Consider the following 15009-nt stretch of genomic DNA (forward strand, 5'->3'; position numbering starts at 1 on the left):
TGCCCCTGGTGTTAAACCAGGGGTTTTTTATTGCTTAGAGTTTAATGCAAATATTCTGAGGTTCTGAGAAAAATCGAAGGGCTTCATTACCTCCTTCTCTCCCAATGCCGGAATCTTTCATGCCCCCAAATGGAGTTCGAAGATCCCGAACCAACCAGCAATTGACCCAAATAATTCCTGACTGAACGGCATGTGAAACACGGTGGGCTCGCTTCAAGTCAGAAGTCCAGATGGTGCATGATAGTCCGTATCGGGTAGAATTAGCAATGGCTATCGCATCCTCTTCGGACTTAAACGGATTGAGTGTTACAACCGGACCAAAAATTTCTTCCTGGTTTGTTCGACAATTTTCACCCAGGCCTTCAATGACCGTCGGTTCATAATAAAAACCTTCTTTTTCAATTCGCTTACCTCCATGCAAGATGGTTCCCCCCTCTTCCTGAGCAAGCTTGACGTAAGAGTCAACTTTGTCAAGATGATCAGACGATACTAGGGCTCCCATTGTGGATTTAGCATTCATTGGGTCTCCTACAATGAGCTTTTTACATTCCTTTAAGAATCGTTCTTTGAATTCATCATAAATAGACTCTTCGATCAAAATCCGGGATCCGCAAAGACAGATTTCACCCTGATTAGTGAATGAGCTTTTTACACTGGTTTTGACAGCCTCATCTAAATCACAATCTGCGAAAATGATATTCGGATTTTTTCCTCCCAGCTCCAGCGAAACTTTCTTGAACTGCTGAGCCGCGGTAGCACCCACAATCTTACCTGTGGTTGTTCCTCCGGTAAAAGAAATGGCTTTTGTTGCTTCATGCTCAACAATCGCCTGTCCTATTCCTCTGCCTTCACCATGCAGGATATTCAGAACGCCCGGTGGCATTCCGGCTTCATTTGCAAGCTTCCCAAGCAAAAAGGCCGTCATCGGGGTGAGCTCTGATGGCTTAGCTATTACACAGTTGCCCATTGCAAGAGCTGGAGCTATTTTCCATGAAAAGAGGTAAAGAGGTAGATTCCATGGGGAAATACATCCCACAATGCCTATTGGCGCTCTTCGAGTATAGTTTACCATAAATCCCTCTGAGACCTGAGCCTCTGATGAAAAATTGACTATTGCGGAAGCATAAAAACGAAAGTTGGTGCTGGCGCGAGGAATGTCCACCGCTTTGGCAAGCCACAACGGCTTTCCATTGTCCCTACTTTCCATGAGCGCATAATCATCTAAGTTCTTCTCTATAAGATCAGCCAGCTTATGCATTATCTTACTGCGCCTATCTACTGACATGGTGCTCCAAACAGGAAAAGCATCTTTCGCAGCTACCACAGCCTTATCTAAATCTTCCTGAGTTGAGTTTGGAATTTGGGCAAATACCTTTCCTGTGCCTGGCTCAATATTGTCTATGTATTTACCATTGGCTGGTTCTACATATTCACCATTGATGAAATTTTGAATTTTTTGCATAATCAAATTGAGCCTGTTCGGCCACCATCTATTCGTAAACTAGTTCCATTGATATAAGCTCCGCTGTTACTACATAGGAGTCCTGCATAAGCTGCAATTTCTTCTGGCTCTCCAAAACGACCTGCAGGAATCGTCGTTTTCATGTCCTCCTCTACTTCCTGTTCTGATTTACCAAGCTTTTTGGACTTCCCAGCTACCAGACTTTCAATACGAGCCGTGTTGATAAACCCGGGTAAAATATTATTCACAGTGATTCCATACCCTCCTAACTCATTAGCCAACGTTTTCGCCCAGGATGCCATGGCACCCCTAACGGTATTGCTGACACCCAGACCTGCAATAGGCACTTTCACCGAGGTTGAGATAATATTGACAATTCGCCCGTATCCTACCTCTTTCATGCCTTCCAGCAGCTTTTGAACTAAGATGTGACTCACATGTAGATGTCTGCTCATTGCAATATCAAAGTCAGAAAGGCTGGCATCTGCCAATGGTCCCGGTGCAGGACCGCCTGAATTATTGATTAGGATATGATAAGGGGATTTTGCCAATCCCACATCTATCGCATTTTTAACCGCTTCCAGATCGTCAAAATCAGCAACCAGGTAATCATGGTCTCCAGGTGCGAGCTGATTCAATGCATTCTTAAGAGAATTCTCATTTCGAGCGAACAGTGTTACGTTTGCTCCCATCTCACTCAGTTCCTTCGCTATTGCCAGTCCCATTCCCTGGGAGCTACCACAAACCAAAGCTCTTCTTCCTTTCAGGTCTAAATCCATAAATTTTTTCTAACTTTTCTTCAAAAATAAACATCTCTGACATGGCGATAAAAAGACCCTTTAACCTTCAAAAATGGATAGAAGATAACCGAGACCTGTTAAAGCCCCCGGTAGGAAATAAAAACCTCTATGCCGATGCAGGAGACTATATTGTAATGATCGTAGGTGGACCAAACGCACGTAAAGATTATCACTACAACGAAACCGAAGAGCTGTTCTATCAACTAGAAGGTGATATTGAAGTTTCCATTCAGGAAGATGGAAAGGCGGTTAAAATTCCAATTAAGGAGGGCGAAATGTATTTACACCCTGCGAAGATTCCCCATTCACCAGCAAGGCCAGCGAATACAGTTGGGCTTGTCATCGAGCGTAAAAGGGAACCAACCCATCAGGATGGTCTGCTCTGGTTTTGTGATAACTGCAACAACAAGCTTCATGAGACCTATTTCCCCCTTACCAACATTGAGAAAGACTTTCTTCCAAGATTTAGGGAGTTTTTCAATTCTGAAGAGTTGAGAACTTGCGATAATTGCGGCACAATTATGGAAACGGATCCACGATTTACTGACTAAACAGGCATTTTGAAGGAAGAAGCATTACAACAAGCAAGGCAACTCGACGAGGAGGATCAGCTAGCTAAATTTCGATCTGAATTTCATTTTCCACAAAAAGATGGAAAAGACTGCACCTATCTGTGCGGAAATTCGTTGGGTCTGCAGCCAAAAAGAACATCAGCGTTTGTAAATGAAGAGCTTCAAAAGTGGCAGAAATGGGGTGTAGAAGGGCATTTTACCGGAAATAAACCATGGGTGAGCTATCATCAAAATGCTAAACCATACCTCTCAAAAATTGTAGGTGGCCATGAGCACGAGGTAGTGGCCATGAATAACCTAACAACAAATCTCCACCTTGCGCTTGCTTCCTTTTACCAGCCGAATGGAAAACGATCAAAAATATTGATTGAAAAAGGAGCATTCCCTTCCGATTTTTATGCTGTTCATTCTCGGATTAAAGTAAGTGGCTATGACCCTGAGGAAAATCTGATAGAGCTTGAGACCGCAGATGGATCCGATTATTTAAGCACAGAAACGATCACAGAAACCATTGAGGAAATAGGTGATGAGTTGGCGTTGGTCATGTTTCCCGGCATCCAATACTATACCGGTCAATTTTTTGATATCAAGCGAATCACAGCCGCTGCGCACAAAGCAGGTGCTTTTGCAGGCTTTGATCTTGCCCATGCAGTGGGTAACGTTCCTCTAAGGCTTCACGGTGATGATGTGGACTTTGCGGTGTGGTGTACTTACAAATATCTGAACTCAGGACCGGGGGGAGTAGGTGGTTTGTTTGTTCATGAAAAGCATGGTAGAAAAAAAGAAATGCCACGACTATCCGGTTGGTGGGGACATGATGCAGAAGCACGTTTTAAAATGGCAAATCAAATCAATCCAATTCCTACAGTTGATGGATGGCAGTTGAGTAATGTGAATATTCTATCTCATGCATCACATCTTGCGTCCCTTTCGGTATTCGAAGAGGCAGGCATTGAAAACCTGAGAGCTAAAAGTCTAAGATTAACTGACTTTATGGAGGAATTGATAATAAATTCTGAAGTGTTAAAAGATCAAGTAACGATTCTTACTCCTTCAAGTCATGAAGAACGTGGAGCGCAACTTTCAATATATCTAACATATCACGGGAAAAGTGTGTTTAACTATCTGATTGAACGAGGTGTGATTCTCGACTGGCGAGAGCCTAATGTCATTCGAGTGGCTCCCGTGCCACTCTACAATTCTTTCACTGATGCAGTGAACTTTGTTAAAATTCTTGAAGAAGCTATTTCCAATGAAGGATAAAATCAGCATTGTTGGGGCCGGGCTGGTAGGTTCACTACTAGCAGTAATCCTAAAGCAAAAAGGGTTTAATGTTCAGGTGTTTGAAAAGCGAAAAGATCCTCGAAAATCAGAGGTAGCTGAAGGTCGATCAATCAACCTTGCCTTAAGCCGCAGGGGGATTCTGCCATTAAAAATGGCTGGCGTTTATGACACCATCGAGCCGTACCTGATCCCAATGAAGGGACGAATGATGCACGATGAAACAGGAGAACTCACTTTTCAGCCTTATGGAAAAGAAGGGCAATTTATTAATTCCGTTTCCAGAGCTCAATTAAATGAGCTATTGATCGAAAATGCAGAAAAGGCAGGGGTGGAGGTTCATTTTGATCACAAATGCACCGATGTAGATTTTGAAAACACTACAATGCAATTTCAGAATGGTACTACTGTCCAGTCTGATTTGATTGTTGGAACAGATGGAGCTTTTTCTGCTATACGTCAAAAATTACAATTTACAGATCGGTTTAATTTTTCTCAACATTACATTGAGCACGGATATAAAGAGCTATGCATCGAGCCAAAGGATGATAAGTTTTTGATGGAGCCCAACTACTTGCACATCTGGCCTAGGGGCAACTTCATGCTGATCGCACTCCCTAACAATGACAAGACGTTTACATGTACCCTCTTTTTCCCTTTTGATGGGAGTCCATCATTCGCCGAGTTAAATACCAAAAGTGAAGTCAATGCCTTCTTTGACAAATATTTCAAGGATGCAAGGGATTTAATCCCCGACTTGGCTGACCAATTCTTCACCAACCCAACCTCCTCTTTGGTTACTACGAAATGTGAGCCCTGGCATAAAAACCACACGATTTTGTTGGGTGATGCTGCCCATGCTATTGTTCCCTTCTATGGTCAGGGGATGAATTCCGGTTTTGAAGATGTACGGCTTTTTGTAGAATTAGCGGAAGAAAAAAACTGGCTGTGGGATGAGATTTTGCCTGAGTATAGCTCTACCAGAAAGAAAGATGCGGATGCCATCTCAGAGCTTGCTCTTCATAATTTCATTGAAATGCGTGATCATGTAGGTGACCCTGATTTTTTGAGAAGAAAAAAACTTGAAGCACAGATTCAGGAGCAACACCCAAAAGAATGGGTTCCTCTTTATAGTATGGTGACATTCTCTGATATGGCATATTCCGAAGCATTGAGATTAGGCAAGATCCAAAAAAAGGTCATGGATGAATTTCTGAAACAGAAAAAGGAAATCGACTTCAGTGAAGTAATTGGCCGCTTTAATACTCTAAAGAAAGACGACTAGTTAACGAATCGATCGTGCGCTGTTCATCCGCAGAAATACCATCTGCCGCATTCGCAAATAAATACATTGCTTCATAGACAAACTCACGTTCGTCTGGATGCTCTTCTAAATAGCTCTTTAGCGTATTAAGAAATTTCTTTTCCCACTTATCGATATTCTCCAGCAAGTATCGAAACTCGGTTCTAAAGAGGCTTTCAACTTTTTCAGCATTTGTGTTCGGCATCTGGTCCAGGTAGAGGAGCGCCAGGCCTTTAGAGATGTTCAAGACACCATCCCATTCTTCCTTGTCTAATTTTCCATCACTCATACATACGAGCAGCGATGGATAAATTTTCAAAATGTAGGTGAACTGATCAATACTGAGCTCGGACTTCCTTACTTTATGATATTCCTCAAGTAATGTCTCGTGCTGATTTTTCATGACGGGGTGAGTTATTACGTCCTAAAGATAGCTTGTTTCAACAGATACGCAGTAAAGTATAAAATCATTTTTTCAGATGACGGCTATCAGTTACTGTGCAATCGCCTGAAGCTGGCTTTCTTGCTGCAAGATTTCTTTATAATTCTGATAGATGTCCAGAATTCGATCAACATATTCCACCGGCTCTGACCCGCGACAGTAACCAAATTCTACCACTGGATCGTTGAAATATTTCGATCTGGATTTTTTCAAAAGAAATTGACTCACATCTTGCCAGCTTTGAGTATTTCCTCCATACTTTTCCGTTAGTCGCACAGCGTCTTGCAGGTGTCCAAGGCCAACGTTATAAGAGGCAAGTACAAATTTAAGTCGTTCATTGTCGTCTTCAATTTTTCTTTCCCATTGTCGCTGAAGCCACTGTAGGTGTTTCATGCCTGCGTAAATATTTTGCTCCGGATCATGGAGATCAGTCACATCATATTCCCGTCCTGTACGAGGCATTACCTGCATTAAGCCAACTGCTCCAGCCCAAGACTCTGCATTTTGATCAAATCTAGATTCTCTAAACACCTGAGCGGCCAGCAGCAACCAGTCCCAGCCCAATTCTGCAGAAGCATTCTGAATTAAACTATCATACGGAGAAATAGCTCCTTCGTCATTAATTGACGAATATTTACTCCTGGATCGTCTCAAAGCAGATTTTGAGCTTCTGAAGTATTTATCATAAATCACATAATAATCAGTGGTCTTCCGCATTCTCAAAATCCAGTCGTTCAAAGCACCTAATAACTGATCTGCATTTTTACGGACTCCCCAGGCTATCTGCGTGGAAAAACTCACTGGTGTTTTGATGTCCAGATTGGGATAATAAGTGGAATTTACCAACGCAATATCTTCCTCTGCCACTGTATAATCGATTTTTCCTTCGGCCACTTGCTTAATCAGCTGTTCGGTCTCCGCATTTGTATCTCCTGGTACGATTAAAATATCTCCTCCTATTTCTTCTGAGAGGTTTACCATACGATCATAATATGATGAATGTGGCCGGACTACAACCTCTTTACCAATCAGGTCCACAGGATTTCTTATGAGCTCTTTTTCTATTTCATGAAGCTTCATCTGACGCCAGTTATTCGGCTTCCGCTGAATTAAAACTTGCCTTTGAAGATTGTGATAATGTGTGAATGCAATGCGTTTCTTCCGTTCTTTTGTTACTGTGAGATTATAAGCAAGGATGTCTCCTTCTCCAGTGTTCAACTTATTAAACCCCTCACCAATATTCTGGGTGATATTAATTCGTAGTTGCAGCCCTTGCTCCTCACAAAATAACTTTAGCAATTCATACTCATAGCCCATCGTTTTACCCTTGTAGACAAACAAGCCTGTGGAGCTATTGTCCATGATCGCGGTTATGTATCCTCGCTCCTTGATCTTTGGTAAATCCAAATCCACAATGAATTCCTCCCGTTCAGGATAATCATTATTAGCCTGACTGGAAGTTGACTGCTTGCATGAAGCAACAGACAAAATAGCGGCGAAAGTCAGTACGGCGGTCTTGAAATGAAAACTCATATCATTTCTTAAAATACGCAAAATATCTGTAATTAGATAGCTAACAGAAAAAGGGTCTGTTTTAGTTTAGACTACCGACTCCTTATTCGCGACAAATTGAAAAGCTGTTTTCTTAATCGCCTCTGCATCGTACTCACACTCACGGTGTAGTTGTGGCTGATCACCGTGTTCAATTATTCGATCAGGGATCCCCAGTCTTTTAACGGAAGCATTGTAATCATTATCTGCTGCAAACTCCAATACTGCTGATCCAAAACCTCCCATTAAGCAGCCGTCTTCTACCGTAATGATATAATTGTGAGTTTTGAATATTTCATGAAGCATTTCTTCGTCTAGTGGCTTGACGAATCGCATGTCATAAACGGAAGGATTCATCCCTTCTTTTCTTAGCTGTTCTGCCGCATCTAATGCATAGTTTCCAACCTGGCCGATTGAAAGTATTGCTAAATCCTCCCCCTCAACCAATCTTCTACCCTTTCCAATTTCAACCTTTTCAAGTTGGGTTCTCCATTCCGGCATCACTCCCGCACCTCTTGGATATCGAATAGAAAATGGACCGTTGTGTTCACTGGCAGTAAACATCAAATTTCTTAGCTCTGATTCATTCATTGGTGCTGAAACCACCATATTCGGAATGCATCTCATGTACGCAATATCATAAGCTCCATGATGGGTAGGTCCGTCGGCTCCTGCTACACCTGCTCTATCCATACAGAAAATAACAGGTAGATTTTGAATGCATACATCATGAATGACCTGATCGTAAGCACGCTGCATGAATGTGCTGTAGATATTGCAAAAAGGAACCATACCCTGGGTTGCCAATCCAGCAGAGAAAGTAACAGCATGCTGCTCTGCAATTCCTACATCATAAGATCGATCCGGAAAGGCTTCCATCATTATTTTCATGGAAGAACCAGATGGCATGGCAGGTGTGATTCCTACAATTTTTTCATTTTTTTCAGCCAGTTCTTCTAACGTGTGGCCGAATACATCCTGAAATTTTGGTGGCTGAGGGGTGTCGTGTTTTTTCTTATTGATAGCACCAGTGATCTTATCAAAGGTGCCTGGTGCATGCCACAAAGTCTGATCTTTCTCAGCCAGCTCATAGCCTTTTCCTTTTACAGTTAAGCAATGCAAAATTTTCGGCCCGGGAATCTTTTTCAGATCCTCCATCACGTCAACCAAATGATTCACATCATGCCCGTCTATCGGACCGAAATACCTAAGATTCAACGACTCAAAAAGGTTGCTCTGTTTTAGCAACAAGCTCTTCATTGAACTTTCAACTTTGGCTGCTATTTCCTGTGCATTTGGACCGAACTTGCTGATTTTACCTAGTAGTTTCCAAACCTCATCGCGAAATTTATTATAGGTCTGACTTGTGGTGATATCTGTGAGGTAGTCTTTTAATGCTCCCACGTTTGGGTCAATGGACATGCAATTGTCATTGAGCACAATCAACAAATTAGAATTGCTTACCCCTGCATGGTTCATCGCTTCAAACGCCATTCCTCCGGTCATTGCTCCATCACCGATCACTGCAATGTGCTGCTTGTCTTTTTCCTCCTTCAATCTGGATGCTTCTGCCATTCCCAAAGCAGCAGAAATAGAAGTGGAAGAGTGCCCTACCCCGAAAGTGTCGTATTCACTTTCACTTCTTTTAGGGAAACCGGAGATACCTTTGTATTTTCTATTGGTATGGAAAGATTCTTTACGGCCTGTTAAGATTTTATGTCCATACGCCTGGTGCCCTACATCCCAAACCAGCTGATCTTTTGGAGTATTGAAAACATAATGCAAAGCCACCGTGAGCTCGGTTACTCCAAGGCTTGCGCCGAAATGACCTCCATAAACAGATACATTGTCAATTATGAAATCACGAAGTTCCTGACACACCTGCGTGAGTTGCCTCACGTCAAGTTTTTTCAAATCCTCTGGTGATTCAATTTTAGCTAAAAGTGGTCCGGGTTTGATCTCCATGTTCTATCAATATTTCTTCCAAACGCTCTTTGTTATGAGATTGTTTGAAAGGCGGCCTTATTTAAAAAAGACAGTCTGCAAAAGTAAGCATTAGACTGAAAGGTAAATTAATAGAAGTAAAATTCCATATTGTCGGTAATTTTGACTCGTGACTACAGATCAAAAATTTGAAATAAAACTTCCACTTTTCGAAGGTCCCTTCGATTTGTTACTTTTTTTCATTGAAAGGGATGAGCTGGATATCTATGATATTCCTATTTCCAAAATCACAGATGATTTTTTGAATTATTTGGAACATCTGGAAAAAATGAATGTAGAAATAGCCAGTGAATTCATTCTTGTTGCAGCTACATTGATGCGAATTAAAGCAAAAATGCTACTCCCGCGTCCTGTAGTGGATGAAGAGGGGAATGAAATTGATCCGAGAGAGGAGTTGGTAAAACACCTTCTGGAATACAAAAAATATAAGTCTGTGGTTTCCACCCTTTCAAAAATGGAGGCCGATCGATTGGACAGAGAAAGGAGAGGAAACCTTAAAAAAGAAATCAGACATCTTTCGGAAACCATCAATGTGGAGGCAGAGCTTCAGGATCTGGATCTATATAAGATGATGAAGGTCTTTCAAAAAGTGATGAAGCGATATGAATTTGAGCAAAACAAACCTGTTCATCAGGTAGTGCAATATCCGTACACAATAGAAAAACAGAAGGCCAAGCTGATGGAACGTCTGGTCTATGGGAAGAAGCTTTCTTTTGCTGATATGATCCAGGAAAAACCAGACAAAATCCTGGTCATCTTTAATTTCTTATCCATTTTAGAACTTTTACAGCTAAAACAAATAGTGATTTCGCTCGGAGAAGGCTTCAACAATTTTTGGATAGAACGGAGAGATGAATCAAAAGTAGCCGAGACCAAATAAAAAAGCCTGCGAACATTCACAGGCTTCAAAACGCTTCAAATCGTTTTGATTACTTAAAACCTCTCTGTTGCTGAGAAGAAGAAACCAGCCTCAATCGCGGCATTTTCATCAGAATCTGATCCGTGGATAGCATTTGCTTCGATAGACTTAGCGAATAGTTTTCTGATTGTTCCTTCTGCTGCCTCTTCAGGGTTTGTTGCTCCAATCAACTTTCTGAAGTCTTCTACAGCATTTTCCTTCTCCAATACCATCGCGATGATCGGTCCAGACGACATGTATGCAACCAGATCATTGTAGAAAGGTCGTTCTTTATGCACTTCATAGAACTGACCTGCACGCTCTGCAGAAAGCTTTGTCAACTTAGCAGCCTCTACTCGAAATCCTGCTTCTTCGATTATTTTAATGATTGCACCTGAGTTACCGGCCGCATAAGCATCCGGCTTGATCATGGTAAATGTCTTTTTTCCTGCCATTATTCGTTTTTGTTTACGCTTCTTGAAATCGCCGCAAAAATAAGGGAATCGTAAAGAGTTTACTCAGCATTATCAGGTTTTATAAATGTTACTAATTTTGCCGTTCACTTTTGCCCGATTCGGGCATTTTTTATGAAGGACACACAGGCGCTAAAGGACTTCTTACAATCCCCCAAAAAGATCGTCATTACTACTCATGCAAACCCAGATGCGGATGCATTAGGGTCTTCTTTGGGTCTGCACCACTTTTTGATCAGGCTAGGACATGAGGTAAATACCATTGTTCCTAACAGCTATCCTGATTTTTTGGAGTGGATGCCAGGAAATCCTTTAGTCATAAACTACGAGAAATCGAAGGAAGCAGCGGATAAGCTACTTTCAGAGGCCGAGCTACTTTTCTGCTTAGACTATTCTGGTTTTGGCAGGATCAAAAACATGAAAGAGGCCGCTGAAAGCGTGACTGCTAAAGTAGCACTCGTTGATCATCATTTGAATCCTGAAATCACCCCAGATTTCAATTTCTGGAATGATAAATCGGCTGCCACAGCGGAATTAATTTATGATCTCATCGTTGACTTTAGTGGACGTGAGGTTATTGACAAAAACATTGCGGAGTGTCTCTATGCAGGCATTATGACCGATACTGGATCCTTTAAGCACCCGTCTACGACATCAAAAGTGCATCGAATGGTTGCAGATCTGATTGACTTAGGTGCTGATGTGAACAAGGTCAGTCGGTTGATCTATGATACAAATTCATTAGACAGATTGCGTTTTCTAGGACATGCGTTGGCAGAAAAATTAAAAGTTGATGAGGCATCCAGGGTGGCCTATTTTGTTATTGGAGAGGAAGATTTCCAAGACTTTCGACTAAAGCAGGGAGACACTGAAGGGCTTGTGAATTATGCGCTTTCAATCAAAGGCATAGTGGTTGCTGCTATTATCATAGAAAGAGAAAATGAAATAAAACTCTCTTTCAGGAGCATAGGTGACTTTGCAGTTAATAAATTCGCGGAAGAATATTTTAGCGGCGGTGGTCATAAAAATGCCTCGGGAGGGATGTCAGAACTATCGCTTGGAGAAACTGAAAAGAAATTCAAAGAATTAATCGGAAAAGATATTTTAAAAACAAGAATCAAATGAAAAAATTAGGATACATCATTATCGCTTTGGTACTCGCTGCATGTGGGTCCAATTCATTTCAGACTGAAGCAGGAACTACTGTTACCTACTTGAAAAAAGGAAACGGTGAGGCACCTGTTGACAGCCTGATATCGATGTTCAGAATCAAATACACTACTGAAGAAGGTGAAGTGATGATGGACGCTGATGAACCAATGCCACTGAAGATCGATCCAAGCAATCAACTAGATCAGGGGGAACTTTTCAATGTGTTGACACAATTAACAACCGGAGACAGTGTGGAATTCGCACTTACAGCATCGGATCTTTTTGAGAAAACCTTCAGAGCCCCTCGTCCCGATTCCATCGCTGCAGATAGCAAAATCCAGTTTCAGATCACCTATGTTGATCAACTAACTGAGGAAGGATATTATGAGATGGTAGCTAAAAAAGCTGAGGAAGCTGCGGCTAAGCAGATCATTATTGACAATGAAATTCTTGATGATTATCTCGCCGAAAATGATATCGATGCTCAACAGACAGAAAGTGGCCTCAGATACGTTATCATGGAAGAAGGGAATGGTCCTAAACCAGAGGTTGGACAAAAGGTGAGCGTTAATTATACTGGCTGGGTACTTAATGGAGATTATTTTGATTCCAGCGATAAAGATGTTGCGATGGAAAAAGGGCTTTATGATGAAAGAAGAGAGCCATATCAACCATATACCTTCCCTCTTGGTCAGGGGCAGGTGATAAAAGGTTGGGATGAAGGCATTGCACTGTTAAATGAAGGAGCAAAGGCCAGGCTTTATATTCCAAGTCCATTAGGATATGGAAGTAGAGACAGAAGTCCGATCATTAGGGCAAACTCCATTTTAGTTTTTGACGTAGAGTTGGTAGAAGTAGCTGATTAAATAAGATGAGAAAAGGATTTTTAGCGATTGTTGTTGGTTTCATCTTGCTTGCTTGCGGTGATGGAAATGTGGTTGTGCAGATTGATCCTGATATTCAATTTGAAAAGGATAGTATTGCGATTGCTGAATATCTTTCAATGAGTGGTTATTCAGAAAGTGAAATTGGCAACACAAATAATGGGATCAGATATGTTATCCTTGATTCCGGATCTATGGAGTCAATCGATGAAAGTGATCAAGTCTATTTTGATTACATCGGTAAAACCTTAGGGGACACCATTTTTGATACGTCAATCGAACAAATAGGTGATTCACTGAAGAATTATTATGACGAAAATCCTTTCGTGATAGATAATGACACTGTGGATGTTTTCACTCGAACCACATACGATCCACTTTTCATTACCTACTCATCTTCAGGGTGGTCTATCCCAACTGGTCAGGGTGGGTATATTCCTGGGTTTGCCGAAGGCATGGCTGCTACCTTTAAGTATCTAAAAGTAGGTGGAGCTGTATTGATTATGATTCCTTCCGGTCAAGCTTATGGAACTACTGGATCAGGGGTATTCATAAGTCCAAACACTCCGATCGCTTTTGAACTTATGCCTGTAGAAGTAATCAAACAGTAGCATGAAGATCTGCTTTGCCTCGCATAACAAAAACAAGGTGAAGGAAATGAATGAGATCATGCCTGATGGTGTCAATATCGTCGGTCTCGGTGAGTTAGGAATAATTGAAGATATTGCCGAGACTGGTTCAACGTTGGAAGAAAACGCTACTATCAAATCATCTTATGTTTACAATAAACATAAACTCCCTGTTTTTGCAGATGATAGTGGCCTTATCGTTCACGCTTTAAATGGTGAACCGGGAGTATATTCCGCCAGGTATGCAGGTGAAGAACGAGATGACCAGAAAAACATGGATCTGCTTTTGAAAAATCTCGACGGCAAAACTGATCGTTCAGCTGAATTTTGTACGGTAATTTCCTACATAGATGAAGCTGGAAAGAAACATGAATTTACCGGAAAAATAGAAGGGGTAATCATTGAAGAAAAAAGAGGTAATAATGGATTTGGGTATGACCCCATTTTCCGACCAAGTGGATTTAATGAAACATTTGCTGAGCTATCTTCTGATGTAAAGAATCGTATCTCGCATCGTGCAAAAGCAGTTCAGAAATTTTTAGAATACCTTCACCAAACCAATGAGTAAGCCAATTGTGGTCGGAATTACCGGAGGTAGCGGATCCGGGAAAACACTCTTTATGAAAGAGTTGATGCAGCAAGTACCAAATGCTGCACTGCACTCGATGGATAACTATTACATTGAAAAGGGCAAGCAACCAAAGGATAAGTCCGGAATTGAAAATTTCGACACCCCTCAGTCCATAGATCAAAACAAGTTTGCTGAGGATCTGAAAAAGCTGATAGCTGGAGAGTCCATAGAGCTTTCTGAGTACACTTATAACAACGAGCGTGACAATCCGAATCCAAAGAAAATAAAGGTCGATAGCAGCCCTATTATACTAGTGGAAGGAATTTTTGTTTTTCATCAAGAGAAGGTGCGTGAATTACTCGACCTCAAGCTGTATATCGAAGCACCTGATTATCTGATGATGAAAAGGAGGATCATTCGTGACTCCAAGGAAAGAGGGTATGATTTGGATGATGTACTTTATCGGTATGAACATCACGTAACTCCTGCTTACAAAAAGTATATCGAGCCCTCAAAGCATTACGCAGATTTGATCATCCCTAATCACGAGCACTTCGAAAATGCACTTAAAGTAATAACTGCTTTTCTTAATCAGTGATTTTACTACATTTGCCCCACTTTGAAGAAAAATAGCTTCATATCGAAGAATCTTTTACAAACTGCCTTTGGCATGGTGCTGGCATTATTTGTGCTAACACAATCGGTCTTTGTTCAGGAACAAAGTTACGATCAACAAGAGCAGCGTGATTCAGAAGAAGAAAAGGGAGAGACCCAGCAGATCTCGAAAGCGGAGGCTGTTCCAACTTCCTCATTGCAAATTAATCTGGACTATCAATCTTATCTACTTAATGAGGTTTTCTTTCCGGACGAAGATGAATACAAATCACCAGCAGTTAAGCAAATACTTCCTTCTGCACAGAAGGCATTAAAGATACTCTTTCGAAGGATAATTTCTCCTAATGCGCCCTGAGTAAGCCCACTTCAGGC

General features: G+C 41.4%; 16 protein-coding genes. 10 read left to right on the top strand and 6 right to left on the bottom strand.

The window, feature by feature from the left end; all coding sequences use genetic code 11:
* Positions 1 to 34: 34 nt before the first annotated feature.
* Both ACP14Y_RS07560 and ACP14Y_RS07565 read right to left on the bottom strand, forming a co-directional pair.
* Positions 35 to 1462: an aldehyde dehydrogenase gene (locus ACP14Y_RS07560; RefSeq protein ID WP_424962349.1), complete on the bottom strand. Its 1428-nt coding sequence runs from the start codon at positions 1460 to 1462 to the stop codon at positions 35 to 37.
* A 2-nt stretch (positions 1463 to 1464) separates the two neighbouring features.
* Positions 1465 to 2241 (bottom strand): SDR family oxidoreductase, encoded by a 777-nt coding sequence (locus ACP14Y_RS07565; protein WP_424962350.1) that lies wholly within the window; start codon positions 2239 to 2241, stop codon positions 1465 to 1467.
* A gap of 41 nt (positions 2242 to 2282) precedes the next feature.
* Here ACP14Y_RS07565 and ACP14Y_RS07570 point away from each other — a divergent pair, with 41 nt between their 5' ends.
* Genes ACP14Y_RS07570 through ACP14Y_RS07580 form a run of 3 tightly spaced genes read left to right on the top strand, consistent with a single transcriptional unit; the run spans position 2283 to position 5400 of the window.
* Positions 2283 to 2813, top strand: coding sequence for a 3-hydroxyanthranilate 3,4-dioxygenase (locus ACP14Y_RS07570; RefSeq protein ID WP_424962351.1), 531 nt, complete (start codon positions 2283 to 2285; stop codon positions 2811 to 2813).
* Between the two features lie 9 nt (positions 2814 to 2822).
* Positions 2823 to 4097, top strand: a complete 1275-nt coding sequence (gene kynU, locus ACP14Y_RS07575) for a kynureninase (RefSeq protein WP_424962352.1) — start codon at positions 2823 to 2825, stop codon at positions 4095 to 4097.
* Positions 4069 to 5400, top strand: a complete 1332-nt coding sequence (locus tag ACP14Y_RS07580) for an FAD-dependent oxidoreductase (RefSeq protein WP_424962353.1) — start codon at positions 4069 to 4071, stop codon at positions 5398 to 5400. The genes kynU and ACP14Y_RS07580 overlap by 29 nt, the downstream gene beginning before the upstream one ends.
* On the opposite strand, the gene ACP14Y_RS07585 is transcribed toward ACP14Y_RS07580, so the two are convergent.
* The 3 genes from ACP14Y_RS07585 to dxs form a co-directional block, all read right to left on the bottom strand.
* Positions 5375 to 5821, bottom strand: a complete 447-nt coding sequence (locus tag ACP14Y_RS07585; RefSeq protein WP_424962354.1) for a hypothetical protein — start codon at positions 5819 to 5821, stop codon at positions 5375 to 5377. The two genes, ACP14Y_RS07580 and ACP14Y_RS07585, sit on opposite strands and share 26 nt — an antisense overlap.
* Before the next feature lie 90 nt (positions 5822 to 5911).
* The gene (locus tag ACP14Y_RS07590; protein WP_424962355.1) at positions 5912 to 7393 is read right to left on the bottom strand and encodes a transglycosylase SLT domain-containing protein; all 1482 of its coding nucleotides are present in this window, start codon (positions 7391 to 7393) and stop codon (positions 5912 to 5914) included.
* A gap of 66 nt (positions 7394 to 7459) precedes the next feature.
* On the bottom strand, positions 7460 to 9376 hold the full coding sequence (gene dxs, locus ACP14Y_RS07595; protein WP_424962356.1) for a 1-deoxy-D-xylulose-5-phosphate synthase: 1917 nt from the start codon (positions 9374 to 9376) through the stop codon (positions 7460 to 7462).
* 148 nt (positions 9377 to 9524) lie between these two features.
* On the opposite strand from dxs, the gene ACP14Y_RS07600 reads away from it, so the two are divergent.
* Positions 9525 to 10295: a segregation and condensation protein A gene (locus ACP14Y_RS07600; RefSeq protein WP_424962357.1), complete on the top strand. Its 771-nt coding sequence runs from the start codon at positions 9525 to 9527 to the stop codon at positions 10293 to 10295.
* Positions 10296 to 10348: 53 nt separating this feature from the next.
* Here the strand turns inward: ACP14Y_RS07600 and ACP14Y_RS07605 are convergent, their stop codons facing one another.
* Entirely contained in the window at positions 10349 to 10768 is a 420-nt protein-coding gene (locus ACP14Y_RS07605; RefSeq protein ID WP_424962358.1) for a nucleoside-diphosphate kinase, read from the bottom strand.
* Positions 10769 to 10900: 132 nt separating this feature from the next.
* On the opposite strand from ACP14Y_RS07605, the gene ACP14Y_RS07610 reads away from it, so the two are divergent.
* Genes ACP14Y_RS07610 through ACP14Y_RS07635 form a run of 6 tightly spaced genes read left to right on the top strand, consistent with a single transcriptional unit; the run spans position 10901 to position 14992 of the window.
* Positions 10901 to 11911, top strand: a complete 1011-nt coding sequence (locus tag ACP14Y_RS07610) for a DHH family phosphoesterase (protein WP_424962359.1) — start codon at positions 10901 to 10903, stop codon at positions 11909 to 11911.
* Positions 11908 to 12804 (top strand): FKBP-type peptidyl-prolyl cis-trans isomerase, encoded by an 897-nt coding sequence (locus tag ACP14Y_RS07615; protein WP_424962360.1) that lies wholly within the window; start codon positions 11908 to 11910, stop codon positions 12802 to 12804. The genes ACP14Y_RS07610 and ACP14Y_RS07615 overlap by 4 nt, the downstream gene beginning before the upstream one ends.
* Before the next feature lie 5 nt (positions 12805 to 12809).
* On the top strand, positions 12810 to 13433 hold the full coding sequence (locus ACP14Y_RS07620) for an FKBP-type peptidyl-prolyl cis-trans isomerase (protein ID WP_424962361.1): 624 nt from the start codon (positions 12810 to 12812) through the stop codon (positions 13431 to 13433).
* A 1-nt stretch (position 13434) separates the two neighbouring features.
* Positions 13435 to 14019, top strand: coding sequence for an RdgB/HAM1 family non-canonical purine NTP pyrophosphatase (gene rdgB, locus ACP14Y_RS07625; protein WP_424962362.1), 585 nt, complete (start codon positions 13435 to 13437; stop codon positions 14017 to 14019).
* Positions 14012 to 14620, top strand: coding sequence for a uridine kinase (gene udk / locus ACP14Y_RS07630; RefSeq protein WP_424962363.1), 609 nt, complete (start codon positions 14012 to 14014; stop codon positions 14618 to 14620). Before rdgB ends, udk begins: the two co-directional genes overlap by 8 nt.
* A 21-nt stretch (positions 14621 to 14641) precedes the next feature.
* Positions 14642 to 14992, top strand: coding sequence for a hypothetical protein (locus ACP14Y_RS07635; RefSeq protein ID WP_424962364.1), 351 nt, complete (start codon positions 14642 to 14644; stop codon positions 14990 to 14992).
* Positions 14993 to 15009: the final 17 nt, after the last annotated feature.

The organism is Ekhidna sp. (assembly GCF_965247405.1).
Lineage (GTDB): Bacteria > Bacteroidota > Bacteroidia > Cytophagales > Cyclobacteriaceae > Ekhidna.